The organism is Thalassotalea litorea, from assembly GCF_005843925.1.
GTDB classification, from domain to species: domain Bacteria; phylum Pseudomonadota; class Gammaproteobacteria; order Enterobacterales; family Alteromonadaceae; genus Thalassotalea_A; species Thalassotalea_A litorea_A.
Genome location: NZ_VCBC01000012.1, coordinates 149,190 through 173,843 on the forward strand (window position 1 = coordinate 149,190; position 24,654 = coordinate 173,843).

A 24,654-nucleotide genomic window follows, 5' to 3' on the forward strand; every position below is an offset into this window, starting at 1 on the left:
ATCTCTTCGAAGGGAAAGTATCCGCTGGAGAATGAAAAACAAAAAAGCCGGCAAAAGCCGGCTTTTTTTTAAATCAGGAAACTAATCTTAGTTTACTGCATCTTTAAGAGCTTTACCCGCTTTGAAAGATGGGATTTTAGCTGCAGCAATCTCAATGGTAGCACCAGTTTGAGGATTACGGCCAGTACGAGCAGCACGGTCACGTACAGAGAATGTACCGAAACCAACTAGAGCAACTTGCTCACCCGCTTTTAACTCGTCAGATACCGCGTCGATAAAAGAATCTAGCGCACGACCTGCAGCAGCTTTAGAAATATCAGCGCCCGCAGCAATTTTCTCGATTAGTTGAGACTTATTCACAATGTCTTCCCCTTTATTTGTTATTATACGAAGCTTACTTAAATGCTCTAAATTTTTATATCAAGCATTTTTTTTAAACGCAAGCCTCAGGTTCCAAAAATAAGATTTAAATTCAATTTCAAATCTTATGAACAAACACCTACTCCCTTGCTTCTATAAGCTTTATAGGGGGATAGCGTGGCTTCGATTTCCAGACTACCACTTTTTTTATGTTTGAAAACCCCTAAATTCAATTTTTTTTACAAAAAGTTCGAAAAAAAGGATTTTCTTAACAAAAAATCACCGTTTATTGGTCTACCGACCACTTTTCAACAGGTTCTGCCAGTGCCAATTCCAACACTTCGTCTATCCATTTTACCGGATGAATCGATAAATCCGCTTTGACATTATCTGGAATTTCTTTCAAATCGCGCTCATTTTCGTGCGGAATGACGACGGTTTTAATACCACCTCGGTGAGCCGCCAACAGTTTTTCTTTAAGACCACCAATGGCTAACACTTCGCCACGAAGGGTAATTTCACCTGTCATCGCGACATCCGCTTTAACTGGATTCCCAGTTAAACTAGATACCAACGCGGTACACATACCGATACCCGCACTTGGGCCATCTTTCGGCGTTGCACCTTCCGGTACATGGACATGAATATCGCGCTTTTCATTGAAATCTTCGTTAATGCGCAATGTTTCTGTCCGACTTCTGACAACGGTCATCGCCGCCTGAATGGACTCTTTCATCACGTCCCCTAGCGAACCGGTATAGGTAAGCTTACCTTTACCAGCAACCGAAGCAGCTTCAATTGTTAAAAGTTCTCCGCCGACTTCAGTCCAGGCCAACCCGGTAACCTGACCAATACGGTTTTCATCTTCGGCTTTACCGTAATCAAAACGTTGTACACCAAGAAAATCTTCGAGGTTATCCTGATTAATGGTGACTTTTTTGACGTCATCATTCAGCAGAATTTTCTTGACCGCTTTGCGACAAAGTTTAGAGATTTCTCGCTCCAGACTACGCACACCGGCCTCTCTGGTGTAAAAGCGGATAATGCCAATGATTGCACTATCATCAATTTGAATTTCTTTGTCTTTCAAGCCATTACGCTTAATTTGCTTAGACAATAAGTGACGACGTGCGATATTCAATTTTTCATCTTCGGTATACCCCGAAAGACGTATCACTTCCATCCGATCTAATAAAGGACCTGGAATATTCATGCTGTTAGACGTTGCGACAAACATCACGTCAGACAGGTCATAATCCACTTCAAGATAATGATCGTTGAAATTATTATTCTGTTCTGGATCTAAGACTTCAAGCAATGCCGAGGCGGGATCACCACGCATATCCGAAGACATTTTATCGATTTCATCTAACAAAAACAGTGGATTTTTAACCCCTGCCTTTGCCATTTTCTGAATCAGTTTACCCGGTAAAGAGCCAATATAGGTGCGGCGATGGCCTCGAATTTCGGCTTCATCACGAACACCACCTAACGCCATGCGCACATACTTGCGGCCGGTAGATTTTGCAATCGACTGACCTAATGACGTCTTACCAACCCCCGGAGGTCCAACGAGACACAAAATAGGGCCTTTTAACTGACTCACCCTTTGTTGTACCGCTAGATACTCAATAATCCGTTCTTTGACCTTCTCAAGGCCGTAATGATCTTGCTCTAACACTTCTTCAGCGAGCTTTAGGTTACGCTTGAGTTTACTGCGTTTTTTCCACGGTACACTGATCATCCAGTCAATATAACTGCGCACCACGGTCGCTTCCGCGGACATGGGCGACATCATTTTCAGTTTTTGCAGCTCAGCCAACGCTTTTTCTTTGGCTTCAGCGGGCATTTGCGCTTCTTCAATCTTGTTTGCCAGCTGTTCGCCTTCGTCCGGCACCTCGTCCATATCGCCTAATTCTTTTTGAATGGCTTTCATTTGTTCATTGAGGTAATACTCGCGCTGGCTTTTCTCCATTTGCTTTTTCACCCGTGAACGAATTTTCTTCTCCACTTGCAGCAAATCGATTTCACCTTCCATCAAGGCCATCAGGTATTCGATTCTTTCGTTTACACTGATGATTTCCAGAACGTGCTGTTTATCTTCGAGTTTCAGCGGCATATGCGCTGCCATTGTATCGGCAAGTTGCTCCGCATCTTCAATCCCAGATACTGAAGTTAAGACTTCCGGTGGGATTTTCTTATTCAGTTTTACATAACCTTCAAACTGAGAGACCGCTGAACGAACTAAAACTTCAAAGTTTTGTTCATTAACTTCCGTGGATGCGATAAAGCTTACATTGGCGATAAAGGATTGGTCTGTCTCAATAAATTCATCAATAGTGGCGCGCTGAATGCCTTCAACCAACACCTTTACCGTGCCATCGGGCAACTTAAGCATTTGCAGTATGGTAGCAACGGTGCCTATCTTATAGAGATCTTCGGGGTTTGGATCGTCAACACTGGCATCTTTCTGGGCCACTAAAAACACTCTTTTATCCGTATCCATTGCCTGCTCGAGACAACGAATGGATTTTTCTCGGCCGACAAACAAAGGAATAACCATCTGCGGGTATACAACGACGTCCCGAAGGGCTAATACGGGGGTTTCAATCTGTCCTGAATGCTCTTTTGTCATGAATATCTCTTGGAAAAAGTGGTTTACTACACTCAATGTCGAAGGAGGTAAAGAATCGAGTACTACCTCATTGAGTTGATTAACGAATTGTTGCTTTACTGAGTATATGGGGATAGCGGCAAGAGTTTCAACGTGTTAGTAAAAATAAATCCCACTAAGGTCACTTTATCACCGGCTTTATACGTGTTTCGTTTATTTTGTGTCTGATCGATAAATAAGTCCTAAAGGTTTCAACCTATTTCAAAACGGAACATCGACATAAAAAAAGCCTCCATTGAGGAGGCTTTTTTCGTTTGCAAAATTAACGCTATTCGGCGTTGGCCTGCTGCTCTTTCGACGATTGATAAATCACTAAAGGTTTACTTTCACCTTTGATCACCGCTTCGTCAACGACAACTTTGATCGCATCCTGACTTGACGGTAAATCATACATGGTATCGAGTAATACACCTTCCACAATCGAGCGCAAACCCCGAGCACCGGTTTTGCGGATCATCGCTTTATTGGCAATCGCTTTTAATGCATCCGGACGAAACTCTAACTCAACCCCTTCCATATCGAACAGGGCGGTAAACTGTTTCGTCAACGCATTTTTCGGTTCTTGCAAAATTTGAATCAAGGCATCTTCATCCAATTCGCTTAAGGTTGCCACTACCGGCAAACGACCAATAAACTCTGGGATTAATCCGTATTTAACCAAATCTTCCGGTTCGACTTCCTGGAACCGTTCAGTCAATGATTTTTTCTGGTCTTCGCCTTTCACTTCAGCACCAAAGCCAATACCGGTTCCGGTCAGTAAACGTTGTTCGATTACCTTATCAAGCCCCGCAAACGCACCACCACAGACAAACAGAATCTTCGATGTATCTACCTGCAAAAACTCTTGTTGCGGATGTTTACGACCGCCTTGTGGCGGTACCGCCGCAACGGTACCTTCAACCAGCTTCAATAATGCTTGTTGCACACCTTCACCGGAGACATCGCGAGTAATTGATGGGTTATCAGATTTGCGGGAAATTTTATCTATTTCATCGATATATACGATACCACGTTGTGCTTTCTCAACATCGTAATCGCATTTTTGTAATAATTTTTGAATGATGTTTTCAACATCTTCACCGACATAACCGGCTTCCGTTAATGTTGTCGCATCCGCCATGGTAAATGGCACATCAAGTAAGCGCGCTAAGGTTTCTGCGAGTAATGTTTTACCACTACCGGTAGGACCAATTAACAGGATATTACTTTTACCCAGTTCAACACCATTGTGAACATCGCCATTTTTCAGACGCTTGTAGTGGTTGTATACGGCTACAGAAAGTACCTTCTTGGCGTGTTCCTGGCCAATCACATACTCATCTAAGTGATCCCGAATTTCCACTGGAGTCGGAAGCTTTTCAGCATCGGCTTTTGGCGAAATCTCTTTGATTTCTTCGCGGATAATATCGTTACACAGCTCTACACATTCGTCACAAACGAATACCGATGGACCCGCAATTAATTTGCGAACCTCATGTTGGCTCTTTCCGCAGAAGGAACAATACAATAATTTTTCGTTATCACCGCTACCTTTAATACCATCGGTCATACGGTCAGTACCTCATCTTTTATGCTGCCTGCCATCAGGCGACTACACAACAATCGCTATGTATAAGTATTTCACAGATTACGTAAATCACAACGCTGGATATCAGTCCTAGCGTTGTTTAAGGATGCCATCAACCAATCCGTATTCAACCGCATCTTCGGCGCTTAAAAAGTTATCTCGGTCAGTATCTACAGCAACTTTATCATAAGGCTGGCCAGTATGGTCCGCCATTAAACGATTCAAGCGTTCCTTAATAGACAGGATTTCTTTCGCATGAATTTCAAAGTCTGATGCCTGACCTTGGAAGCCACCAAGGGGTTGATGAATCATGACACGAGAATTCGGCAGACAAAAACGCTTGCCTTTTTCGCCGGCGGACAATAAAAATGCGCCCATACTGGCCGCTTGTCCCATACAAACCGTGCTTACATTTGGCTTGATAAAATTCATCGTATCGTAAATTGCCATGCCGGCAGTCACGCTGCCACCTGGCGAATTAATATAGAGATAAATGTCCTTTTCCGGGCTTTCTGATTCAAGGAACAATAACTGTGCCACGATCAGGTTTGCCATATGCTCTTCTACCTGGCCACATAGAAAAATGACACGCTCTTTTAATAAACGAGAGTAAATATCATAGGAACGCTCCCCTTTGGCCGTCTGTTCAACAACCATAGGAACCAACGCATTTTCAATCTCACCGTGTTTTAAGTTAGAAGTAAACAATGATCATCCTTATAAATAAAAAAATGGCTTATATGCACTCATATAAGCCATTTAAGCTATTGCTTAGCACAAAGTCAATCACTAATCAGTGATTAAGCCTGTGGATTCATGATTTCAGAAAAAGCTGTTTCTTTTTCAGACACATCCGCTTGATCAAGTAGCAATTCAATTGCTTGCTCTTCCATCGCAACGTGCTGCATTTGCTGTAGCATTTCCTGGTTGTTCATGTAGTAATCGACAACTTCTTGTGGATCTTCGTAGGCAGAAGCTGCAGACTCAATTAGAGACTTCACTTTCGCGTCATCGACTTTCACGTCGTTGACTTTGATCACTTCACCAAGTAACAAACCAACTTTAACGCGACGTTTTGCTTGTTCAGTGAACATTTCAGCTGGAAGCTGTGGCATATTCGCAGGGTCCATTTGACCACCAAAACGCTGCATGGCTTGCTGACGTAACACGTCAACTTCCTGATCAACGAGTGCTTTAGGCACATCAAGTTCGTTGCCTTCAACCAGACCGTCAAGGATTTGCTCTTTAACTTTCGCTTTAACAGCTTGTGTTAATTCACGTTCCATATTCTTACGGACTTCATCACGTAATGCGTCAACACCACCGTCTTCTACACCAAAAAGCTTAGCGAACTCATCGTCAATTTCTGGTAACACAGGACCTTCAGTCTTGTGAACTTTGATATCAAACTCTGCGTCTTTACCTTTTAGGTTTTCTGCGTGGTAATCTTCTGGGAATGTGATGGTGATAGTTTGCTCTTCGCCAACTTTCATACCGGTAATCGCTTTTTCAAAGCCCGGGATCATGCGGTTAGAACCTAGTTCAAGTTCGAAACCTTCCGCTTTACCACCTTCGAATTCTTCACCGTCTACACGACCGTTGAAATCGATAGTAAGCTTGTCGCCCTTCTTAGTCTTACGCTTGTTTTCTTTCCAGGTTTTGTGCTGGTTTTGCAAAGTCACGAACATTTCGTCCAAGTCTTTGTCCGTTACTTCAACCTGTGGTTTCTCTACCTTGATTGTTTCAAGGCCAGAAAGCGCAACTTCAGGATAAATTTCGAACGTTGCTTCAAATGCCAACTCTTTGCCTTCTTCATTGCTTTTTGCAACAAATGCAGGACGACCCGCTGGATTTAATTTTTCCGCAACAATCGCTTCAACAAAATGACGCTGCATTAGTTCGCCAGCAACTTCTTGACGAACAGACTTACCATAACGCTTCTGAATGACAGAAGGTGGTACTTTACCAGGACGGAAACCGTTAATTTTTTGAGTCTTTGCGATTTGTCGCAAACGATTTTTAACTTCTACATCTACTGTCTCGGCTGGAACAGAAATTGATAATTTACGCTCTAAACCTTGAGTAGTCTCAACTGAAACTTGCATTTACATACCTCAAATTCTGACGTTTTCGACGCCATTTCATCCATCTATTCAGGCCTTAACAAATCACCATAATGGCAATAAAAATCCATGAAAGATGCTTAGTGCTGATGATTGGAAAACCAATATCAACAAGATTAAAATTATGTGACGCGGGATTATAACTAGGCTTCAGGCAAGAGTAAACAGCTTTTAATCAATAGTTAGCAAACATCGAGCGTGGGTTGCAAAGTCATTACAAAACACGACTAAGTCGCACAAATGAAACCGATTAACGAGCAGGTAAAATAATGGTGAATGTGGACATTGAAGAATCTAGAAGAACGATACCTGAAAAAGTTAACGAGGTATTGATTTTAATGAAAAATTCAGGGAGAAAAGATGGTCGGTGATGCAAGATTCGAACTTGCGACCCCTTGGACCCAAACCAAGTGCGCTACCAAGCTGCGCTAATCACCGACAAGATGGGGTGGCTGATGGGATTTGAACCCACGACAACCGGAATCACAATCCGGGGCTCTACCAACTGAGCTACAGCCACCACTGTATGGCACGCCCTGTAGGAGTCGAACCTACGACCCACGCCTTAGAAGGGCGTTGCTCTATCCAGCTGAGCTAAGGGCGCATAAACTACCTTACAGGTTAGTTTAGCGAGTAACGAAATCAAACGCTAAACATTTCTTCACTAAAATAATAAAACCTTAGAGAAGAAAAGTGGTCGGTGATGCAAGATTCGAACTTGCGACCCCTTGGACCCAAACCAAGTGCGCTACCAAGCTGCGCTAATCACCGACACATGGAACACTGTCGTGCTCCAACGGATGCGCATATTACCTATGCACGATAAGGTCGTCAAACCTTTTTTTAGAATTTATGACTGTTCGCTCAATTTTACAGCGTTTTGCCTTGTTCCAGTAAAAATATGGTCTTCACTGGAATATGAATTACTATTTTATACGAACAAACTCACTAAGGGATCATTTATATTATTTCCTTCCTTGCCCCTACAACAATGTAGCAATATGTGGGAAAATACCGAAAAATTTTTTTAGCTAAGTTACCAGAGTATTTTATCTAATGTCAGCGACCCTAATCGATGGAAAAAAGATAGCGGCACAAATTCGCAAAAATGTGCAAGCGAGTGTCGAACAACGTATTAACCGCAATCAACGTGCGCCTGGGCTTGCGGTGGTCTTAGTTGGTAACGACCCGGCATCAGAGGTTTATGTTGGTTCCAAACGGAGAGCCTGTGAAGAAGTGGGTTTTGTATCAAAATCATTTGATTTGCCAGATACAACATCACAGCAAGAATTACTGGATGTTATCGACCAACTCAATCACGATGCTGAAATCGATGGTATTTTGGTGCAATTGCCTTTGCCGGCAGGATTAGATGCTAATTTAATCATTGAGCGGATTGACCCAAACAAAGACGTTGATGGATTCCATCCGTTTAATGTTGGCAAGTTAGCTCTGCGCCAACCGGGCCTGCGTCCATGCACACCAAAAGGTATTATGACCTTAATCGAATCGACAGGCGTTAAACCCCATGGTTTAAACGCACTAATCATCGGTGCGTCAAATATCGTTGGTCGGCCAATGACTTTAGAATTACTGCTCGCCGGTTGCACCACCACTACCACTCACCGCTTTACCAAAAACTTAGAGCAAAAAGTTCGCGAAGCAGATTTAGTTGTCGTTGCAGTCGGTAAGCCAGAGTTTATTCCTGGCGATTGGATAAAAGACGGGGCTATCGTAATTGATGTAGGTATTAACCGTTTAGCCACAGGAAAACTGGTCGGTGATGTCGAATTTGGTGTGGCAAAAGAAAAAGCGGCTTTCATTACTCCAGTACCTGGCGGGGTCGGACCGATGACAGTCGCAAGTTTGATTGAAAACACCTTAATTGCCTGTGAGCAATATGGCGACCGCCAAAAATAAATCGAAATCACGGTTTCACGAATTAAAGAAAAAAAAGCCGGGATATTCCCGGCTTTTTTATTTTAATGACAATTTCAAGGGTAAAAAAACGTTAACCTCGGCGCCAAGTCGTTTTTCCTGCACTGTCTTCAAGCACAACTTTCATTGCCTTGAGTTTATCGCGTGCTTCATCGGCTTTAGCCCAATCTTTATCGGCGCGTGCCTGATTGCGCTGGGCAATGAGCTGTTCAATTAATTCACTTTCATCATCTGCACCGCCACTGCCTTGCAAAAACTCTGCAGGTTTTGACTGGGCGATGCCAATAATCGCCCCAAGTTTGATCAGTACATAAGCCAACTCGCCGGCTTTTATCGCATCAATTGATTTTAAGCGGTTTACTTCCTTGGCAAGTTCAAATAAAACCGGAAGTGCTTCCGGCGTATTAAAGTCGTCATTCATGGCCGCTTCAAAGCGCACTACGTAATCATTATCCGCCAAAGACACGGTAACCGGTTTTACATCACGCAATGCCGTGTAAATTCGCTCAAGACTCGCCCGTGCCTGGGTCAAGTTTTCTTGCGAGTAATTCAGCTGGCTTCGATAGTGACTGGAAATTAAAAAATAACGGACTGACTCGGCGTCATACTCTTCCAAAACACTGCGCAGAGTAAAGAAGTTGCCCAATGACTTGGACATTTTTTCTTTATTGATCTGAACCATACCGCCGTGTAGCCAGTAGTTAACATAAGGCGTGTCAAAAGCGCAGCAAGACTGAGCAATCTCATTCTCATGATGAGGAAATTGCAAATCGCTACCACCACCATGGATATCAAAATGCTCGCCAAGATGCTTTGAATTCATCGCCGAACATTCAATATGCCAACCGGGACGACCTTCACCCCAGGGCGAGGACCAGGAAGGTTCACCCGGTTTAGCCATTTTCCAAAGGACAAAATCCAATGGGTCTCGTTTTGCTTGATCAACATCAACACGAGAACCGGCTTGCAACATATCCAGATTTTGCATGCTTAGTTTACCGTAATCCGGGAACGAACCCACATCAAACATAACGTCGCCGTTGCTGGCAACGTAAGCATGCTTGCGCTCAATTAAGCGCTCAACCAATGCAATGATTTCCGGCATATGGGTTGTGACTGTCGGTGCGATGTCTGGGCGTTCAACATTCAAAGCGTCCAAATCGGCGTACATATCTGCAGTCATACGGCTCGTTAGGCTATCGCAGGTTTCATTATTCTCTGCTGCCCGTTTAATGATTTTATCGTCAACGTCAGTGATATTGCGGACATGGGTAAGGTCAAAGCCTAAATGTCGCAAATAACGAGCAATGACATCGAATGCTACATACGTTCGGGCATGGCCAATGTGGCAGTGATCATAAATCGTAATTCCGCACACATACATACCCACCTTGCCTGGTGTGATTGGTTGAAACTCTTCCTTTTTACGACTGAGGGTATTGTATACGTGTAACATTAAACGCTCTCGATTAACTAATAACATTGGGGAATTAATGGCGGCAATTGTACATTAAGCCCCGACATAACTAAAGACTATAAACTCGCGTAATGTAACGCCATTCACCAAAACGCCTCTCCTTCTTAATAAGGCCTTTCTTCGCCCTGTCTTGTACTTACCCAAAAGGCTAAGTACAATTCAGCACCTATTGTATTATCATTGCCACGTGCATGTTTCCCAAAACAGGAACCAACTATGATCACATTTAAGACCAATTTAGGCGACATTAAAGTCGAACTGGATTTTGAAAATGCTCCTAAAACAGCAGAAAACTTTCAGCAATACTGCCAGCAAGGCTTTTTCAACGGCACAATATTCCACCGTGTAATCAAGGGCTTTATGGCTCAAGGCGGTGGGTTTGAATCCGGAATGACGGAAAAAACCACCGGTGCTACGATTGAAAACGAAGCCAATAATGGTTTGAGTAATAAACGCGGTACATTGGCAATGGCCCGTACTCAGGATCCACATTCTGCAACCGCGCAATTCTTTATCAACCTTGTCGACAATGGTTTCTTAGACTTTAAAAACGAAAGTGTACAAGGCTGGGGCTATTGCGTTTTCGCACACGTAGTCGAAGGTATGGATGTGGTTGATAAAATGACATTGGTTGAAACGGGTCGTTTCGGTTTCCATGATGATGTACCGAAAGAAGACATTATCATTGAGTCGGTGGAAGTTGCCTAGCCTTGTCTCGATTGATTTACTTTATTGCAGATTTGCATCTTAGTGAAGAGCGAGTCGATATTTCGACTTGCTTCTTCAACTTCCTAAAAGACACCGCTCCAGCAGCAGATCAATTATATATCCTTGGTGACTTATTCGAATACTGGATAGGTGATGATGATTTTAATGCATTGTCCAATTCGGTGGCCAAGGAACTGACCAGTCTCAGTCAGACAGGAACGGAAATCTTTTTCATTCAAGGCAACCGTGATTTTTTGCTCGGCGAAAAATATGCCAAACGTTGCAGTATGACGCTATTACCGGATACCCAGCTGATCGATCTCGATGGCAAGCAAGCGTTGATCATGCATGGCGATACTTTATGTACCCGTGATGTGGATTACCAAAAATTTCGAGCCAAATCTCGAACCTGGTGGTGGCAAGGCTTTATCAAATGTCTGCCGTTGTCAGTGCGTCGGAAAATGGCGCAGAATTACCGCACCAAAAGTGCGATGTCTACAGCACTAAAAGCGCAGGATATTATGGACGTTACCCAGTCCGAGGTGGAAAAGGTTTTAACACAAGCAGACTGTGACCTGCTGATCCATGGCCATACTCACCGACCGGACATCCATCACTTTACGCTCGGTGAAACGCCGGCCAGACGCATTGTGCTTGGAGACTGGTATGAGCAAGGTGCCTGGTTAAAGTCAGAAAATGGCCAGCTTGAACTTCTTTGCCAGCCATTTGGCAAAAACTGATTACCCGCGAACTTTTTCCTAATCTTTTACCACGGCGACTGCGCCGCCAAGCGGCGCATCTTCAATCCATAGATTAACGCGTTTTTCGAGCAGATGCAGAGGTAATGCACCACTCGTTAATACGGTATCGTGAAATTGCTTCAGGTCGAAATCGCCTTCCAGTTGCGCTTGTGCCTGTTTGCGTAACGACTGAATTTTCATCATACCCACTTTATACGCGGTTGCCTGACCCGGCCAGACCAGATAACGACGAACTTCGGAGCGGATCACATCTTCCGACAGTGGAGTATGTTGTTTGAAATACGCCACGGCCTGCTGTTCATTCCAACCTTTTGCATGCAAGCCACTATCAACCACCAGACGCACCGCACGCCACATTTCCGTCGTCAAACGTCCAAAGTCGGCATAAGGATCTTGATAAGCCCCCATTTCCTTTGCGAGATATTCCGCATAGAGTGCCCAGCCTTCAATATAAGCACCAAACTGGGCCTGGGTTCGAAATTTGGGCAGTCCAGTGAGCTCTTGAGCAATCGATATTTGCATATGATGACCTGGATTACCTTCATGGTAGGCTATCGCCTGCATATCATTTTTATGCAACGCCGACATATCTGACATGTGGCTGTAATAGACCCCTGGCCTGCTTCCATCGGGCGTTCCTGGGTAATAATGTGGCGCCGCACCGTCTTGTTCCCGGTACGCTTCCACGCGCTTAACCTGCAATGCGGCTTTTGGCAAGGTGGTGAAATAATCCGCGAGTTTCTCTTCAATAAATGCCAGGTTCGCTTCGGTTTGCTGCAAATACTCCTGTCGGCCTTCATCGGTATTGGCATAATAAAAGCGATGTTCGGTTTGCAAATAATTGAAGAATTCATTCAAGTTACCGCTGAATCCAACCGAGTCTTTTATATCGATCATTTCTTCGGTAATTCGGTCTACTTCATCCAGGCCAATTTGATGTATTTCATTGGCGCTGTAATTACCATTAGTCGCTAAACGCAAGCGATATTCGTAATAAGCGTCGCCATCTGGATACCGCGAAACCCCAGTCGGATTGTCTTTAGCCAGACGCATATCTTTTTGCATCCATGAAGTGATATTTCGATAAGAAGAATACAGATCTCGAGTCAACGCTTTGCGGGCATTGAATCGCAGACTTTGAGCTTGAGATGCTGTGATCTGGCCAGATGTCTGTAATGCCGTCACCTTTGCTTTCACATCACTCCATAACGGAGAATCGGCGCCTTGGTGAAATGGCTCTCCACGGATCAGGTTGTTGATTTGCGCCATCGCTTCTTGATAGGCAAATTTTGGGGGACGATAACCGGCTGAAGATTTAGATTTTGCCAATTCTAACAGAGTATTAAGCGCCACAGACATGCCTTTAATGCGTTCTATATAGGCTTCCATGTCGGCTAGGTTGTCGACTCGATGGAAGTTGATTAACACCTGAGGTAATAAGGTTTGAATACCCTGCATTTGCGTAAATACATATTCATGGCTGAAATATAATCGCCTGTCTCGGGCCAATTGAAATTGATAAACCCAAATGTCGTAGGAGATTTGGGCTTCAGGAGTGAGCGCTTGATAGTCAAAATGGGTTTTCAATTCATCGACGGTATTCGCATACCAGCTTAATTGGTCATCCATCGCCTGCAATGAAAAGTCGTCGACTTTATCGTATTGATCTTTACGACCTATTCGAGTCAACATCAGTGGACTCATCTGCAGTTGCTGTTCGTATTTATCTTCAAACCAAAGATTTAATCGTTCCGACTCACTGACAGTCGTAAATTCACCTGTCCCGTCAGGGGCAGAATGCGGATCACTTTGTGCGGCAGGCACAGATGTTTGCTGAGTTGAGCTTATTGTTTCGGGTTCTGAGGTACTCTGACATCCCCAGAGCAATAGACAAACCACAACCGCGAGGTTGCGGGTTTTAACAAAATATCGCATTTGCTTCGTTCCTGAATTATTTTTCCATACAGCAGGAATGAAAAAGAGGGCTTAATCAAAATATAAGCCCCACCAGCAACTAGCGCAAATTGTCAGAGCAAAAGATTAGGGAATTTAAGAAAGACTATTGGCCGGGACGCCACTATGAAAACGTAATTCATCGTCGGGCGCAGAGATTAATGTTGCTTCCACTTCGCCAAAATAACGCACGCGCTCACTGATGTCGTGCCCCGCGACCTGTTCGGCGAGTTTAAGATAATCCTGATAGTGACGTGCTTCGCTGCGCAGTAATGAGATATAAAATTTATGTAACTCATCATCTAAAAATGGAGCAAGCTTAGCAAAGCGTTCACACGAACGCGCCTCAATGTAAGCGCCACAAATCAGCTTATCGACCAGAGTTTCTGGTTCATGAGTTTTCACGTGTCGGATCAACCCTTTGGCATAACGGCCTGCGGTAATATTGTTATAGACAATGCCGCGCTTTTCCATGATTTCCAATACCTGATAAAAATGATGTAGCTCCTCCTTGATCAACAACACCATTTTATCAACTAACTCGCCACCAACCCCAGAATTTGCTTTCGGGACAATGGCTTTGGAAAACTTAAGTTTTAGGGACAAGGATTTCAAACTCCCTTCCTTACGATAGATAAACTGCTCATAAGGCTGCAACCAATTCAATAGCTCATCGCCACTCTCTTTATCGACGGCATACTTGCGAATTAACCACATCGCGGTTTGTGCGGCTTTCAATTCACATATCATGTGATCTGTGAGTAACAAAGACAGGTTTTCGGGTTTTCGAGCTTCTTCTACCCAGGCATCCGGCGTCGGACACTGTAAAAATGCGTGAATGGGGGCCAACAGGTTTTCAGTGGACATTGAATCTATGTGATTTTCGACGAACTAAAATAATACGACGATTTTATCATAGCTATGCAGAGAATGATGATAATTTTCATTACCTGGCGTGCACGCCGTAAACAGAGAGAAAAAAAGCCCAATAATGGGCTTTTTTTTCATTTTGTGGTTAATGTTTTACAAAATTAAATCACTATTGATTAATGCAGCACTATTGAGGTTGATCGACAAATCAGCCATACCATCACCGTCAACGTCGCCAGATAATTGCCCATTATCATAACGAAGCTCGCCAGCCGTATCACTAAAAGCATCGGCGCCAATAAACGTGAATGTAACGCCGGTATCGCGAAGAACAATGACGTCTTTGCCGGTCTCGAAATCGGCAATTTCATCGCCTGATTCAATATTCGAAAAGACAAAGGTATCGTAACCTTCCCCACCAACATATAAATCTGCCCCAGCCAAACCATTAAGCACATCGTCGCCAGAGTTTCCAGTCAAGACATTGTCAGCACGATTACCTTTTAAATAATCTCGCTCACTAGAACCGATTGCATTTTCGATTATGGTACCGTAAGCAATAGCAATATTGTCATGGGATGTAACACCCAGCCCTTGCACCCCTGTTTCCCATGCCAGATAGCCTGCGTGCGCGCTCGTCGTTAAACCTTGCCAATAATCACTGGTACCCGGCCCAACATTGCCTAAGATTGTATAGCCGGCATCGCGCATAAGCTGCCGTCTGCTATTAATCACATCATCACTTGGGACCGCTGATGCACCAGAGCTATACTGACCATCATTAAGATTGATGTATACGCTCGCATTCGCACCGGACATGTCGATGGTATCGTTACCGCCGGCATCATAAATTGTCAGGATTGGAAATAGGTTTTGAGAAAAGTCATATACCGCGTTACCTGCGGTGGAATTCCAGCCGTAGACAGTATCATCACTGCGGGTGGTTAAATCCGCACCATACGCAGCCTGTATCGACAGGATATCATGTAACATGGGTGTATGCGGATAGTTATAAAACCCCGTACTCCAGTCAACAATACCTGCCGGGAATGGTTGATTGGAGGTTTCTTCATCGCCCCAGTATGACATCAATGTGTATTGATTACTGTCCTGTGCATATTCAGCCTGGCTGACATAGTTGGTGGCACCAGCGCCATTATATGCACCTGGATGACTTAACCCGAGGGTGTGACCGATTTCATGGACTAAGGTTGTTACCCCATAGCCGCCAAAACTTAACCAGGCATTGGTCCAGTTTAGCTCCGGAGTCGCGACAAATATATCACTAAAAAACTTATAACCTTTGGCATTGGTAAAGCCATATTCAGGATAATATGCATAGGCTTGGCCAGGATCTTCGCTGTTAGCAAACTGAATATCGGCGCCATTGGCACTATTTTCTTTAAAACTAGGCGCTATCAGATCATCCCACAATTGAATGCTGTTGCGCGCGGCATCTTTCTGAGCCTCAGAAAAGCCACTCAAGCCATTACCCGCCGTAAAGCCATACTTAGGATTGTTGTATAAACCCGTAAGCTTTTTTCCTTTTGGGAAATTATAGGTGATGACACCAGCGTTAACGGAATTGTTGTAACCCGTCCAGATTTGATTGATCACTCGCGGTAAGGTTGCAATTTCCTTTTCTCGAAATATGCCCCCCGTAAAGCCATCAATACTTAAATTTTCAGGGTCGGCTATCACACTCAGATCCGGTTGTAATTGTTCCGGTAATGCCTCCGGTACTGATGCGAAGCTATTCATTGAAATTAATGTTGTACCCAAGGTCAGACTCAAGGCAAGTTGTTTGTTACTTAAACATTTTACAGTCATGCGTTTCTCTTTTTATTAGGGAATGGGGAACTCATTAAAAAATGAGTGACATACAAAGCAATATTTAACTATGTTATCTGGACAGAATACGGACTTGTTCAACAACGACAACCTAATAATTATTACAATATTTTCAAGCAGTTGTAAAAATTCAAATGATTTTAATTGTGCCTGACAGGTGTAACTAAATATTTACTAACTCAAGCGAGACTGCGGCGGGTTTGGATATTTATAAATAATGCAAGGGTAAGGTTAGTTGAAAGCAGAACGGCATTCTGCTTCCAGCGAGGTGTCCATTTTTACAGGAACTAACGGCGTATAATACGCGCTTTAAATTTTCGGCCTTTTAGTTTGCCCTCGACGATTTTAGCCAATGCAACATTACGAATTTTTTGTTTTACCGCAACATAGGCTAAATTATCCAACAACTGAATTTTGCCAACGTCATCAGCGGATAACTCCTGTCCCCGGGTTAAGGCGCCAACGATATCTCCAGCGCGCACTTTTTGTTTCTTGCCCCCCAGAATTTGTATGGTAGCCATCGGCGGCTTGATCACCGGCAATTGTAAGATATCCTTATCAGGCAATCGTTCGGGTACGATATCGGTATCCATTAAATCATTAAGCAGGGCCATCTTATGATGATCTTTTTCGCTGTAAAACGAGCAAGCGACCCCCTGATTTCCAGCCCGACCTGTGCGGCCAATTCGGTGAGTGTGTATTTCGGTATCATGGGCCAGTGAATAGTTGATCACCAGATCTAAGTTGTCCACATCAAGACCACGCGCGGCAACGTCGGTTGCCACTAACACCGAAACGCTTTTGTTCGCAAACTGGATCATGGCCTGATCACGTTCCCTTTGTTCAAGATCACCATTCAATGCGACAGCGCTGTAACCACAAGATTGCAATTGCTCACTCAACTGCACCGTTTCCAATTTAGTATTACAAAATATCACCGTCGAAACAGGTTTATGATCCTGAATCAACAAACGTACTGCCAATAGCTTATCGTCAGCGCCATGTACCTGATAAAACCGCTGGGCAATCGTTTGTTGATTGTGGGTTTGCGCAACCACAATATGCTCAGGTTTATGCATGTAGCGACGACTGATGGCATGAATATTGTCGGCAAATGTTGCACTAAACAACAAGACCTGGGGTGACGCTGGAATTTGCTTGAATATGCGTTCTATCGCAGGTTCAAAGCCCATATCCAACATCCTGTCGGCTTCATCTAAAACCAAGGTGTTCACATGGTTAAGATTTAGCGACCCACGACCGAGATGATCTTCGACCCGCCCCGGAGTACCGACAATAATATGAGCCCCATGGCGCAAAGAGTCGACTTGCCTACCGGTCGGCACACCGCCGCATAACGTCAGCACTTTAATGTTATGAATTAAGCGTGCCAGTTTTCGGATCTCTAAGGCAACCTGCTCAGCAAGTTCTCGGGTTGGACACAGTACCAGCGTCTGAATTCGAAATGCTTTTTCATCAAGCTTTTGCAGCAGACCCAGTCCAAATGCGGCGGTTTTACCGGAGCCGGTTTTTGCCTGCGCAATCACGTCACGTCCGGAAACGATTGCCGGTAAGCTAAGTGCTTGAACTTCAGTCATTTGTTGGTAGCCGAGATGGGTAAGATTATTCGTTAATTCAGAACGAAGCGGTAGTGTTTGAAATTGGGTATTGTCCACGGGTTCGCCAATAGCAGGAATATGAGTTAGCAAGTATATCAGACAAAGTATCTGGACAATTCACTTTCATTGCATTGGATTTGTTTTCAGTTGCGCTGATTGTACTGGTATTCGTGTTGCTGCCGATAAGATATTTTACTCGCCACCGTATGATTATTGTTTTTTATCAGTATCTTGTTGACGTTAAGTTATCCACACGACTTTGTTCGCGTTAAGTGGTTCACGCTAAGTGGTTCAATCGTGGTTCTACTTGTCGCTTACAGCGAGTTGGCTCGCAGATATAAGGCATAGTCATAAAGCAAGGTCATAACCTATAACGCTATGCTCTATATGCAATTTCCATGGGTCTCGGAATGATTGTTAACTCATTGCTATTAAAAGGAAAATAAAAACCATTGCCTAAATTTACACAAGGCATTATGGTAGTACTTACAAACCTTACAAGCCAATAAAAAAGAGCAAGGATGTATCTATGGCACGGACAAGTTTGAAAAAAAGCCCTAAAGGTGAGCAAACTCGAGAAAGGATCCTTAATGCGGCGATTGAGGTTATTGCAAAGTCCGGTATTAAAGGGACAACCCATAGAGCTGTCGCACAGCAAGGACAAATCCAGCTATCTTTAACCACTTATTATTTCGTTGATATCCAACAACTGGTGCGTGAAGCAATTCAATTGAGTGCGGAACGGTTTGTTGCGGATAATACCAGTCAGTGGTTGCGTGGGTTTACGCTAATTGAAAGTTACACAGCGGCGGAGCGGCGTAAGGTCAGTGTCCGTAAACTGCTATGTGAGCAATTGAGTGATATAGCGTCTCGGCACATGTACGATAATATCATCAACCGCCCCACGGGCTTGGCGGTAGAACAGATATTTTTTACCGAAATGATGTTCTCTGAAGAATTAAAAGGTATTGCTTTTTCACACATTAAGCAGTTAAAACAACCATTTATAAAACTTTGTCGTTACTTTAATCGTATCGATCCGACGATCAATGCAGAATTAATGATGATCGCGTTCACTCGAATTCAGTATATGTATTTACCTTTGCCCCCACAAAGCGTTAAGATGAGTGAAATCAGGATGCTGGTCAAACGTCAACTTAGCTGGGTATTGGGGTTAAAAACCTAGTTCCAAGCGACGACCATCCCCCACTACCTCTCCTGTGATTAATCATAATCTTAAGACACACATTTTTATCCAGGAAGTCTATTTTGAACTATCAAGACATACTCGACCAACAACGTGTTTATTTTCAAACTAACGTTACTCGCGATCTCAACTGGCGTAAATCTCAGTTAGAGCAAATCAAGGCGATGGTTATTAACCATGAGGCCGAAATTATTCATGCACTGGAAAAGGATTTAGGCAAGCCAGAGCAGGAATCTTGGATCACTGAAATCTCTTACGTCACGGGTGATGTGGACCATACCATTAAGCAATTGAAAAAATGGGCAAAACCTAGAAAGGTTGCAACGCCTATCGTTGCACAACCAGGATCATCCTATATCGTACCGGAACCACAAGGTAGCGTACTGATCATGGGAGCCTGGAACTACCCTCTACAACTGGTATTGGCACCACTTGTTGCCGTTATCGCCGCCGGTAACTGTGCTATCGTCAAACCTTCAGAAATGGCATTAAATGTTTCTAAATTATTGGCGACGATTATTCCCCTCTACCTCGATAAGCAGGCAGTCACAATTGTTGAAGGTGGAATCGAAGAATCTACACAGTTATTGAGCCTGAAATTCGATCACATTATGTACACCGGAAATGGTCACGTAGGTCGAATTGTAATGGCTGCTGCGGCAAAACACCTGACGCCAGTCACGTTAGAGCTCGGTGGCAAAAGCCCTGTGTATATCGACCAAACCACAAATATGAAAATCACCGCCCGGCGTCTGGCCTGGGGTAAATGGATGAACGCCGGACAAACCTGTATTGCGCCCGACTATATACTAACCCATAAATACATGGTTAAACCTTTGGTTGATGCCTTAACCAAAGAAGTCAGCGCCATGTTTGGAGATAATCCTCAGTTAAGTAAGAGTTACGGTCGAATCATCAACCCTCGCCACACTGAGAGATTGATTAGTTACCTCGACTCTGGAGAAATCGTGCTTGGCGGCAATCACTCAATTGAAGATTGTTATATTGATCCGACCGTAGTGGTGAATCCAGAGCTGGACTCGAAGTTAATGACCGAGGAAATTTTTGGTCCGATATTACCAATCATCTGTGTTGAAGATTTTGCCAGCGCTAAGCAATTTGTGATCGAGCGTGATAAACCCTTGTCCGCTTACATCTTTACCAAAGACAATGAGCAAAAACAGCAATGGCAAAATGAAATTAGCGCCGGCAGTCAATGTATCAATGACGTTGTTATGTTCAATGCCGTTCCTGATTTGCCATTTGGTGGCACTGGCCCTAGCGGTATGGGGCAATATTCCGGAAAGTCTGGCTTCGATAATTTTTCGCATTTAAAATCCGTGTTAAAGCGTCCGTTTATGGCCGATTTACCAGTACGATTTGCGCCTTATAAAGACTGGAAGCTAAACTTCCTCAAAAAAATTCGCTAATTTCAATGAAATTAGGAAAATGAAAAAGCGCCATGGGGCGCTTTTTGTTTGAATGTCAGAACTATTGTATGAATAAACAAGCCAAACACGTTAAACAAATGCTCGAGCGACATCAGTCTTTAAATCATTTGGATGGCATTAGCGTAACCTCCCATGTCCAGCGTCAGGACGGTGACTGGTTCCTGAATACATTGATGTTGCAGGGCTATACGGTTGCTTTTAAATATCGACGGAAAAAAATGTACCAAAGCCTGAAGGGTCAAAAGGTGAATATTACCTATTATCGAGCAACGGACATGGTTGCCGGATTGGAATTCGAATATATGAAAGTAACCCGCTTAAAACGATACTGACCCAATAACCGGCGGCTTCTCAGGAGTCAAAGCGCCCTCCCTGCCTTCATGATGTTTGATTTAGAACATTTTTACCGCGTATTTTATAAACAACTCTTGATTATTTCTTGTACATACTACATAAATATAACTGTGCCTTATTAAAATTATAATAAAACCATAACAATAAAGGCGACAACAGCGAGCATACATAGTTGTGCTTAACTGGGGATAGCGAAAGAGGAAGAAGACAATGATCCTAAATCATATCTGGGGTATCTACGCCCATCCGCGTCAAGAATGGAATGAAATCGATTCCCGTCATGAAGGTATCGCCTATAGCATGGCACACATCCTGATTGTGGCGTTAATACCTGCAATTTGCGGCTACTTTGCCGCTGCCCACATCGGCTGGAGGATTGGCGCCGGTGATCCAATTATGCTCACAAAATCCAGTGCCATGCTTCTGGCTGGCTCTATGTATTGTGCCATTATCGTGTCGATGGCGGCATTAACCGGGCTTATTCATTGGATGGCAAAGACATTCGATGCAAATCCAAATATTTCCCAATCTCTTGAGCTTGCCGCTTATGCGTCAACGCCAGTGCTGATGGTGGGCATTGCCGCGCTTTATCCGGTATTATGGGTATTTTCCATTGCCGGTATGATTGCGGTGGCTTACTCGGTTTACCTATTGTATTCCGGCACACCGATTCTGATGCACATTCCTGAAGAGAAAGGGTTTATTTATGCAAGTTCGGTGGTTACGTGTGGATTAGTGTTACTCGTTTGTATACTTGCGGCAACGGCAATGGCCTGGACACTGGGCTTTGGTCCTGAATTTACCGGTTAACGTTTCCCCTAAAAGGTTACATATAAAAAAAGGCGCTAATAGCGCCTTTTTTTTATGATTGGATAACGAAACCTTAGTCGGTTACTCGCTACCTTCATTATGTAAGTCCAAAATCGAATCCGCTTCTTTATCGGATTGCTCTTTACTTTCATTGTTGCGCATAGCATCCAGTTTTTCGAGATAGCTATGATCAATATCGTTGGTGATATACGTGCCATTAAAAACAGAAGTTTCAAATTCTTTAATGTCTTTATTGCCTTTACCAACGGCGGCAACCAAATCTTTCAGGTCCTGAAAGATCAGCTTGTCAGCGCCAATTAACTCACAAATATCTTCGAGTTCGCGACCATGAGCAATTAATTCTGTTGCCGATGGCATATCGATTCCATAGACATTCGGGAAACGCACTTCTGGCGCTGCTGAGGCAAAATACACTTTTTTCGCGCCGGCATTACGAGCCATTTCAATGATTTGTTCAGAGGTCGTTCCACGTACAATCGAATCATCGACAAGTAATACGTTCTTGCCTTTAAATTCTTCCGATATCGCATTGAGTTTACGTTTCACTGACTTTTTGCGCTCCGCCTGACCCGGCATAATAAATGTGCGGCCTACATAGCGGTTTTTCACAAATCCCTGACGATAAGGAACGTCTAGATGCTGGGCGATTTGCAAGGCAATATCATTGGATGTTTCTGGGATCGGGATAACCACATCGATATCAACGTCATCCCATTCCTTAGAAATTTTGTTACCCAGGGCAGTACCCATTTCCACACGAGATGCGTAAACAGACATTTTATCAATGGTCGAATCTGGGCGGGCAAAATAAACAAACTCGAAAAGACATGGGTTGTAGGTCGGGTTTTGAGCACATTGGCTTGAAAATAATTGCCCGTCTTCGCTAATATAAATCGCTTCACCGGGTGCCACATCACGAATAAACTCAAAATCGCAGGCATCGAGCGCGACCGACTCAGATGCGACCATATACTCCACACCACGTTCGGTTTCACGTTTACCGAAGACCAATGGACGGATACCATGCGGGTCACGAAAAGCAACCATACCATGGCCGATAATCAATGCCACGGTTGCATAAGCGCCTCGAACCAGATTGTGAACCTGACTCACTGCGTGAAAAATATCTTCCGCGGTTAACTCGAGATTTTCAGCCTGCTGAAGCTCATGAGCAAAAATATTTAATAATAATTCGGAATCGGACGTGGTATTTACGTGACGGCGGGCTTTGTTATAAAGCCAGGATTTTAACTCTTCCGCATTAGTCAGATTACCATTATGGGCTAATGACAGGCCGTAAGGAGAGTTGGCATAAAATGGTTGAGCTTCTGAAGAGCTGGAAGTACCGGCGGTTGGATAACGTACATGACCAATACCAATATCCCCTTGCAAACGCAGCATATGGCGGGTGTGAAATACATCTTTTACCAAACCATTGGCTTTGCGAAGCCTGAAGGTATTATCACTAATTGTAACGATACCAGCAGCGTCCTGGCCTCGATGTTGAATTACGGTTAAACCATCATATAGAGCTTGGCTAACGGGCGACTGGCCTACAATGCCAACAATACCACACATGAAATATATTCTCCGAAAATATCTTAACTAAGATAGAAAGCTTGATGAGGATTCTACATAAGCAAAAAACCACTCTATCACTACCCTAAATTCGGGAATTAACATGGAATCCTGCCACCATTGTGAAGACGGTGCCGGTGTAAATACATCCAGAAAGAATAAAGCGGCACTGGCAACTAAAACGCCGCGCAAAGCCCCAAATACTAACCCCAGTACTCGATCGGTTCCTGTTAATCCCGTTTTGTCTACCAGTTGCCCTATGATGTAATTTATCATGGCGCCCAGTATTAAGGTTGCAACAAATAATATGCCGATGGCAGCAGCGTTACGCAGTACATCGTCCTGAATGTTGACGAGATATCCGGCAAGTTGTTGATAGAAAGTACTAGCAACAAAAAACGCACAGACCCAAATCGCCAATGAGACTGCTTCCTTAACAAACCCTCTCACCAGGGAGATCAGCATAGAAATACCAATCAGTGTCAATATCAGGTAGTCAACCCAAACCATTTGTCGTCATCCTATTCGTTACGCGGCGCATTCTAACAGAATCCGTGCTTTACATACTAATCATTTGTGGCAATTTTGTGTAAACAAAATGCTTCAACAATTGCGCTCATCGGTTTACTCAACTGCTGGTTGTGGCACTTATCAAGGCTCACTTAATAATGAAAAATTTAACTCAACGGATCGAATTTCGCGATTCGTCCCTGAACACCGGTTAGTTGTTGCAGTTTACTTAACTCTGCTTCTAATAACGCCTTATTAACCGCGGGACCAATAAAGACTTTTGTCAGTGTCCCCGTCTGGGTTTTCACCGGCCGGGTAAACACGGTGTAACCGGCTTTTCGTAATTTTTGTTGCAACTGCTCGACATTGTTCTTATGACGAAAGCTCCCCAACTGGATGACCCAGCCTGCCGCTTTTCCTGTCACTTTTGTCTGCGCTGACGGTTTGGTCGTAACTTTGGCTACGACGGTTTTGTTGGGATCAATCGCATTGGTCTTTGCTGGTTCAGCGATGGTTGTTTTCGCACTTTGGTCTTTAACAAGAGGTGTGTCGCTAGCTGGATTAGACGTCGTTACGGCCTCATCATCCATCGCCTGCTCTTGGCTTACCGGCTCAAGTTTGGCCTTATCTAACAGCGCCTGCTCATTCATCGCAGGGATCTCAACAACCGCAAGTGCGTCTGGAGCGGGTGGAATTTCCTCAAACTGAGATTGATAGGCTTTTTTCTCGCCATCAAGGAATTCAGGTAAAAATATCACCGCCGCAGCAGCGACAATAATGGTACCGACCAGTCTATTTTGAAATGGCGTCGACAAAGGGGCT

General features: G+C 43.9%; 20 protein-coding genes and 4 tRNA genes. 7 read left to right on the forward strand and 17 right to left on the reverse strand.

Annotation, left to right across the window (positions count from 1 at the left end; all coding sequences use genetic code 11):
- Nucleotides 1-87: 87 nt before the first annotated feature.
- The 9 genes from hupB to FE810_RS12970 form a co-directional block, all read right to left on the reverse strand.
- On the reverse strand, nt 88-360 hold the full coding sequence (gene hupB, locus FE810_RS12930) for a nucleoid-associated protein HU-beta (protein WP_136735967.1): 273 nt from the start codon (nt 358-360) through the stop codon (nt 88-90).
- A 286-nt stretch (nt 361-646) separates the two neighbouring features.
- Nucleotides 647-2,995, reverse strand: coding sequence for an endopeptidase La (gene lon / locus FE810_RS12935; RefSeq protein ID WP_138320482.1), 2,349 nt, complete (start codon nt 2,993-2,995; stop codon nt 647-649).
- Between the two features lie 307 nt (nt 2,996-3,302).
- On the reverse strand, nt 3,303-4,583 hold the full coding sequence (clpX, locus tag FE810_RS12940; protein ID WP_138320483.1) for an ATP-dependent protease ATP-binding subunit ClpX: 1,281 nt from the start codon (nt 4,581-4,583) through the stop codon (nt 3,303-3,305).
- Between the two features lie 108 nt (nt 4,584-4,691).
- Nucleotides 4,692-5,309, reverse strand: coding sequence for an ATP-dependent Clp endopeptidase proteolytic subunit ClpP (gene clpP / locus FE810_RS12945; RefSeq protein ID WP_281278334.1), 618 nt, complete (start codon nt 5,307-5,309; stop codon nt 4,692-4,694).
- A 92-nt stretch (nt 5,310-5,401) separates the two neighbouring features.
- Nucleotides 5,402-6,706 (reverse strand): trigger factor, encoded by a 1,305-nt coding sequence (gene tig / locus FE810_RS12950; RefSeq protein ID WP_138320484.1) that lies wholly within the window; start codon nt 6,704-6,706, stop codon nt 5,402-5,404.
- Nucleotides 6,707-7,085: 379 nt separating this feature from the next.
- Nucleotides 7,086-7,162 (reverse strand) — tRNA-Pro (locus tag FE810_RS12955).
- 6 nt (nt 7,163-7,168) lie between these two features.
- A tRNA-His gene (locus FE810_RS12960) sits at nt 7,169-7,244 on the reverse strand.
- Between the two features lie 7 nt (nt 7,245-7,251).
- A tRNA-Arg gene (locus FE810_RS12965) sits at nt 7,252-7,328 on the reverse strand.
- Between the two features lie 90 nt (nt 7,329-7,418).
- Nucleotides 7,419-7,495: transfer RNA gene (locus tag FE810_RS12970), tRNA-Pro, on the reverse strand.
- A 285-nt stretch (nt 7,496-7,780) separates the two neighbouring features.
- Between FE810_RS12970 and folD the strand changes: the two genes are divergently transcribed.
- On the forward strand, nt 7,781-8,644 hold the full coding sequence (folD, locus tag FE810_RS12975; RefSeq protein ID WP_138320485.1) for a bifunctional methylenetetrahydrofolate dehydrogenase/methenyltetrahydrofolate cyclohydrolase FolD: 864 nt from the start codon (nt 7,781-7,783) through the stop codon (nt 8,642-8,644).
- 91 nt (nt 8,645-8,735) lie between these two features.
- Here folD and cysS read toward each other — a convergent pair whose 3' ends face one another.
- Nucleotides 8,736-10,118: a cysteine--tRNA ligase gene (gene cysS, locus FE810_RS12980; protein ID WP_138320486.1), complete on the reverse strand. Its 1,383-nt coding sequence runs from the start codon at nt 10,116-10,118 to the stop codon at nt 8,736-8,738.
- Between the two features lie 237 nt (nt 10,119-10,355).
- On the opposite strand from cysS, the gene FE810_RS12985 reads away from it, so the two are divergent.
- Nucleotides 10,356-10,847, forward strand: coding sequence for a peptidylprolyl isomerase (locus FE810_RS12985; protein ID WP_138320487.1), 492 nt, complete (start codon nt 10,356-10,358; stop codon nt 10,845-10,847).
- Nucleotides 10,848-10,849: 2 nt separating this feature from the next.
- Nucleotides 10,850-11,587: a UDP-2,3-diacylglucosamine diphosphatase gene (locus FE810_RS12990; RefSeq protein ID WP_138320488.1), complete on the forward strand. Its 738-nt coding sequence runs from the start codon at nt 10,850-10,852 to the stop codon at nt 11,585-11,587.
- Nucleotides 11,588-11,605: 18 nt separating this feature from the next.
- Here FE810_RS12990 and FE810_RS12995 read toward each other — a convergent pair whose 3' ends face one another.
- From FE810_RS12995 to dbpA, 4 genes are all read right to left on the reverse strand, one after another.
- Nucleotides 11,606-13,543, reverse strand: a complete 1,938-nt coding sequence (locus tag FE810_RS12995) for a DUF885 domain-containing protein (RefSeq protein WP_138320489.1) — start codon at nt 13,541-13,543, stop codon at nt 11,606-11,608.
- A gap of 114 nt (nt 13,544-13,657) precedes the next feature.
- On the reverse strand, nt 13,658-14,428 hold the full coding sequence (gene miaE, locus FE810_RS13000) for a tRNA isopentenyl-2-thiomethyl-A-37 hydroxylase MiaE (RefSeq protein WP_138320490.1): 771 nt from the start codon (nt 14,426-14,428) through the stop codon (nt 13,658-13,660).
- Nucleotides 14,429-14,584: 156 nt separating this feature from the next.
- The gene (locus FE810_RS13005; protein ID WP_138320491.1) at nt 14,585-16,261 is read right to left on the reverse strand and encodes a M10 family metallopeptidase C-terminal domain-containing protein; all 1,677 of its coding nucleotides are present in this window, start codon (nt 16,259-16,261) and stop codon (nt 14,585-14,587) included.
- A gap of 308 nt (nt 16,262-16,569) precedes the next feature.
- Entirely contained in the window at nt 16,570-17,958 is a 1,389-nt protein-coding gene (gene dbpA / locus FE810_RS13010; protein WP_138320492.1) for an ATP-dependent RNA helicase DbpA, read from the reverse strand.
- Nucleotides 17,959-18,430: 472 nt separating this feature from the next.
- Between dbpA and FE810_RS13015 the strand changes: the two genes are divergently transcribed.
- The 4 genes from FE810_RS13015 to FE810_RS13030 all read left to right on the forward strand — a co-directional run bounded on the left by FE810_RS13015 (nt 18,431) and on the right by FE810_RS13030 (nt 21,723).
- On the forward strand, nt 18,431-19,087 hold the full coding sequence (locus FE810_RS13015) for a TetR/AcrR family transcriptional regulator (RefSeq protein WP_138320493.1): 657 nt from the start codon (nt 18,431-18,433) through the stop codon (nt 19,085-19,087).
- An 83-nt stretch (nt 19,088-19,170) separates the two neighbouring features.
- Nucleotides 19,171-20,538 carry an aldehyde dehydrogenase family protein gene (locus FE810_RS13020; protein WP_138320494.1) on the forward strand — a complete coding sequence of 456 codons (1,368 nt, stop codon included), beginning with the start codon at nt 19,171-19,173 and terminating at the stop codon, nt 20,536-20,538.
- 68 nt (nt 20,539-20,606) lie between these two features.
- Entirely contained in the window at nt 20,607-20,891 is a 285-nt protein-coding gene (locus FE810_RS13025) for a hypothetical protein (protein WP_138320495.1), read from the forward strand.
- Nucleotides 20,892-21,123: 232 nt separating this feature from the next.
- Entirely contained in the window at nt 21,124-21,723 is a 600-nt protein-coding gene (locus FE810_RS13030) for a Yip1 family protein (protein ID WP_138320496.1), read from the forward strand.
- 81 nt (nt 21,724-21,804) lie between these two features.
- Here the strand turns inward: FE810_RS13030 and purF are convergent, their stop codons facing one another.
- From purF to FE810_RS13045, 3 genes are all read right to left on the reverse strand, one after another.
- Nucleotides 21,805-23,322 carry an amidophosphoribosyltransferase gene (gene purF / locus FE810_RS13035; RefSeq protein WP_138320497.1) on the reverse strand — a complete coding sequence of 506 codons (1,518 nt, stop codon included), beginning with the start codon at nt 23,320-23,322 and terminating at the stop codon, nt 21,805-21,807.
- Nucleotides 23,323-23,349: 27 nt separating this feature from the next.
- Complete coding sequence (locus FE810_RS13040) at nt 23,350-23,832, reverse strand: CvpA family protein (protein WP_138320498.1); 483 nt, start codon at nt 23,830-23,832, stop codon at nt 23,350-23,352.
- Nucleotides 23,833-23,999: 167 nt separating this feature from the next.
- Nucleotides 24,000-24,647: an SPOR domain-containing protein gene (locus FE810_RS13045; RefSeq protein WP_138320499.1), complete on the reverse strand. Its 648-nt coding sequence runs from the start codon at nt 24,645-24,647 to the stop codon at nt 24,000-24,002.
- Nucleotides 24,648-24,654: the final 7 nt, after the last annotated feature.

Bases quoted from the DNA above. Each gene is read 5' to 3' on its own strand.
- lon (WP_138320482.1), bottom strand. From the start codon at position 2,995: ATGACAAAAGAGCATTCAGGACAGATTGAAACCCCCGTATTAGCCCTT.
- clpX (WP_138320483.1), bottom strand. From the start codon at position 4,583: ATGACCGATGGTATTAAAGGTAGCGGTGATAACGAAAAATTATTGTAT.
- tig (WP_138320484.1), bottom strand. From the start codon at position 6,706: ATGCAAGTTTCAGTTGAGACTACTCAAGGTTTAGAGCGTAAATTATCA.
- folD (WP_138320485.1), top strand. From the start codon at position 7,781: ATGTCAGCGACCCTAATCGATGGAAAAAAGATAGCGGCACAAATTCGC.
- cysS (WP_138320486.1), bottom strand. From the start codon at position 10,118: ATGTTACACGTATACAATACCCTCAGTCGTAAAAAGGAAGAGTTTCAA.
- FE810_RS12985 (WP_138320487.1), top strand. From the start codon at position 10,356: ATGATCACATTTAAGACCAATTTAGGCGACATTAAAGTCGAACTGGAT.
- FE810_RS12995 (WP_138320489.1), bottom strand. From the start codon at position 13,543: ATGCGATATTTTGTTAAAACCCGCAACCTCGCGGTTGTGGTTTGTCTA.
- miaE (WP_138320490.1), bottom strand. From the start codon at position 14,428: ATGTCCACTGAAAACCTGTTGGCCCCCATTCACGCATTTTTACAGTGT.
- FE810_RS13005 (WP_138320491.1), bottom strand. From the start codon at position 16,261: ATGACTGTAAAATGTTTAAGTAACAAACAACTTGCCTTGAGTCTGACC.
- FE810_RS13015 (WP_138320493.1), top strand. From the start codon at position 18,431: ATGGCACGGACAAGTTTGAAAAAAAGCCCTAAAGGTGAGCAAACTCGA.
- FE810_RS13025 (WP_138320495.1), top strand. From the start codon at position 20,607: ATGAATAAACAAGCCAAACACGTTAAACAAATGCTCGAGCGACATCAG.
- FE810_RS13030 (WP_138320496.1), top strand. From the start codon at position 21,124: ATGATCCTAAATCATATCTGGGGTATCTACGCCCATCCGCGTCAAGAA.
- purF (WP_138320497.1), bottom strand. From the start codon at position 23,322: ATGTGTGGTATTGTTGGCATTGTAGGCCAGTCGCCCGTTAGCCAAGCT.
- FE810_RS13040 (WP_138320498.1), bottom strand. From the start codon at position 23,832: ATGGTTTGGGTTGACTACCTGATATTGACACTGATTGGTATTTCTATG.